Annotated in this window: 1 protein-coding gene; it reads left to right on the top strand. The window is 58.2% G+C overall.

The genetic code is table 11. From position 1 onward, the window contains the following. Window positions 1-245: 245 nt before the first annotated feature. The coding region (locus tag NW837_RS11860) for a PAS domain S-box protein (protein ID WP_414331762.1) at window positions 246-3,170 on the top strand (2,925 nt) is incomplete at its 3' end.

The raw sequence follows: 3,170 nt of genomic DNA, 5'->3' as shown, positions 1-3,170 counted from the left end.
CTGAATCTTCACAATTATTTTTCACAATAAAGCATCTTCACAATAAAGAGTCTCTCTCCCAACTGCACCCAGAAACAAAGCTTTGAGCCAAGACTCATTTCCCCAAAAAGCCACTCTTGAGGAATCCTGCCCATTGCATAGAGGCCATTTCCGCAAGTTAGCTGAGCTTCCCCTTTTGACCTCCAAGATAAGCTGGAAAGACTTGCTGGGATACTGTGGAAAGGGGGCAGGAATCTCTGGGTTCTATGCACAGAGAGCTATGGGCGGTAGGGAAAACGGTGGGCCTGGTGGATCCCTCTGGCCTTGCCTTTTGGCTGCTGGGATCCCTCTTCTTGGCTCTCCTGCTGCTCGGCCTGCAGCAGCTTTCTGTCTTGCGGAGGATCCTGAGATTTCCTTTCCAACTTCTTAGGGGCAGCCCTGGCCCAGAGGCTCGTTTTCGGGCAGCCTTGGAAGCCAGCTTGGATGCCATTTATCTGTTGGAGGCGGTGCGGGATCCCGTTACCCGCGAGATCCGCGACTTTGTCTTTGTGGATGTCAACGCCAAGGGGGAAGAGCTCATTTCCCTCCAGCGCCGGCAGATCATCGGCCAGCGGCTGTGCGAGCTGCTGCCCATCAACCGCTGGGGGGGCTTTTTTGAGAAATACAAGCGAGTGGTGGAAACCGGCATTCCTCTGGAAGAGGAGTTCCCCATTTCGGGGCAGCCGGGCTTGAAGGCCAGTTGGATCCATCACCAAGTGGTGCCGGTGGGAGACGGGATCCTCATCACCAGCCGCGACATCAGCGAGCGGGTCAAGATGGAGCGGGCTCTACAGGAAAGCGAGTCTCGCTACCGCGCCCTCTACGAGGCCATTCCCGACTTGATTTTTGAGCTCAGCGCCGAGGGAGTCATTCTTCATTGCAAGCCTTCCCCTTACGTTCCCACCCGACATCCGCCTGAGTTTTACGTGGGTTGCCGCGCCCAAGACGTGTTTACTGGCTCGCTGAAAGAGCAGTATCCATCTCTGGCGGAGGGGGCCTTGGTCAGCCAGACGCCGCAGTACCTAGAGTACGAAGTTGAGATTGAGCCGGGGATCCGCTGCTATCGGAGAGCCTGCGTTGTCGCTCACGGGAGAGACAAAGTTTACATCCTGGTGCGAGATATCACCGAGCGGAAACAGGCGGAGTTGGCCCTTAGAGAAATGGAAGCCACCCAGCGGGCCATTCTCCAAGCCATCCCCGACCTCATCCTTCGCCTGAATAGCCAGGGCATCTGCCTGAGCTTTATTTCCGGAGGCGATATCCATCTCTACACTCCAGCCGAGCAGCACTTGGGCCGATCCCCCCGGGAAATTCTGCCGCTGGAGCTGGCCGAGCAGCGGCTTTTCTATGTTCAGCAAGCCCTGGCCACCCAAACCCAACAGCGCTACGAGTACAGCATTGAAGTTCAAGGGGAGGTACGCTACGAAGAGGCCCGCATTGTCCCTCTCAACAGCCAGGAAGTCCTGGCAATCGTGCGGGATATTACAGAAGCCAAGCAGGCAGAGCTGGCCTTGAAAGCCGCTGAACAGGTGCAGCGAGCCATTCTAGAAGCCATTCCCGACTTGATCTTCCGCCTGGATAGCCAGGGCATTTGCTTGAGCTTTGTCTGGGGGGGCGAGGTTGTTCCCTATAGCTCACCCGACACCTACGTGGGCCGATCCCTGCAGGAGCTTTTGCCACCGGAGTTGGCCGAGCGGCGGCTTTTCTTTGTTCAGCAGGCTATAGCTACCCAGACGCGGCAGCGCTACGACCAAAGCATCGAGATTGAAGGGGAGACCCGCCACGAAGAGGTGCGCATTGTGCCCCTCAACCCCCAAGAGGTGGTGGTGATCGTCCGCGATGTTACCGACAGGGTGCGATCCCAGCAGGCCGTCCAGGAAAGCGAGCAGAAGTTCCGGGCTCTGTTTGAGAATGCCGCTGTGGCCATCCTCATCCGCCATGCCGAGACCGGCGAGATCCTGGAGGCCAACTCCCAAGCCATTTCGGCCTATGGCTTCTCCAGCCTGGAGGAGCTGCGGGCCTTCGACGCTTCCGAGCAGTCTCCCTATCGCCAGGCTCTTCGGGGCGGGGAGTTCTCGCTGCAGTCCTACTTGGAGCAAGCCCGCCAGCAGGGATCCGCCCGCTTTGAGTGGCAATGGCAGCGGCAGGATGGCCGAGTTGTCTGGGAAGACGTGTTTGTGCAGCCCCTTGTCTTGCGCGGGATCCCGTGTTGGGTGTTTACCGCGGTGGACATCACTGCCCGCAAGTCGGCAGAAGCGGAGCTGGAGCAGTTTTTCTCGGTGGCTCTGGATTTGCTTTGCATTGCCGATGCCCAAGGGTACTTTCGCCGTCTTAACCGAGCCTGGGAGACTACGCTGGGCTATTCTCTGCAGGAGCTGCAGAGCCGACCGTTTTTGGAGTGGGTTCACCCGGAAGATGTCCCCGCCACACAGGCCGCCATGCAGCAGCTTGTCGAAGAGAAACGGCTGGATCACTTCGTCAACCGCTACCGCACTCAGGACGGCAGCTATCGCTTCATCGAGTGGCGAGCCTTTTTGGACGGATCCCTGTTCTACGCCGCCGGACGGGATATCACCGTAGCCAAGCTGGCAGAAGAGCAGATGAAAGCAGCCAAGGAAGCAGCCGAAGCCGCCAGCCGGGCCAAGAGCGAGTTCCTGGCCACCATCAGCCACGAGATCCGCACCCCCATCAACGCCATTTTGGGGATGACCAGTTTACTCCTGGACACCTCCTTGGATCCGCAGCAGCAGGATTGGGTACAGACCATCCGCTATGGAGGCGAGGTGCTGCTGAACCTAATCAACGACATCCTCGATTTCTCCAAGATCGAGTCCCAAAAACTGGAACTGGAGGAAATACCCTTTTCCTTGCCGCAGTTGGTGGAAGAGCTGCTGGATTTGATGGCCGCCCAAGCCCAGAGCAAGGATCTGGAACTGGTGGCCTGGGTGGATCCCAACCTGCCGCCAACCTTGATAGGGGATCCCAACCGGCTGCGCCAAATCCTGGCCAACCTGCTCAGCAACGCCATCAAGTTCACCCCCCAGGGAGAGGTAGTGGTGACGGTCGAGGCCGGGGAGAGGGATCCCGAAAAGCAGTGGGTAAGCGTTCAGGTGCGGGATACAGGCATTGGCATTCCCCCCGAAAAATTGGAT

It is taken from the genome of Synechococcus sp. R6-10 (genome assembly GCF_047461815.1).
In the GTDB taxonomy this organism is placed as follows: domain Bacteria; phylum Cyanobacteriota; class Cyanobacteriia; order Thermostichales; family Thermostichaceae; genus Thermostichus.
This window is presented reverse-complemented; position numbering and strand designations above follow the sequence as displayed.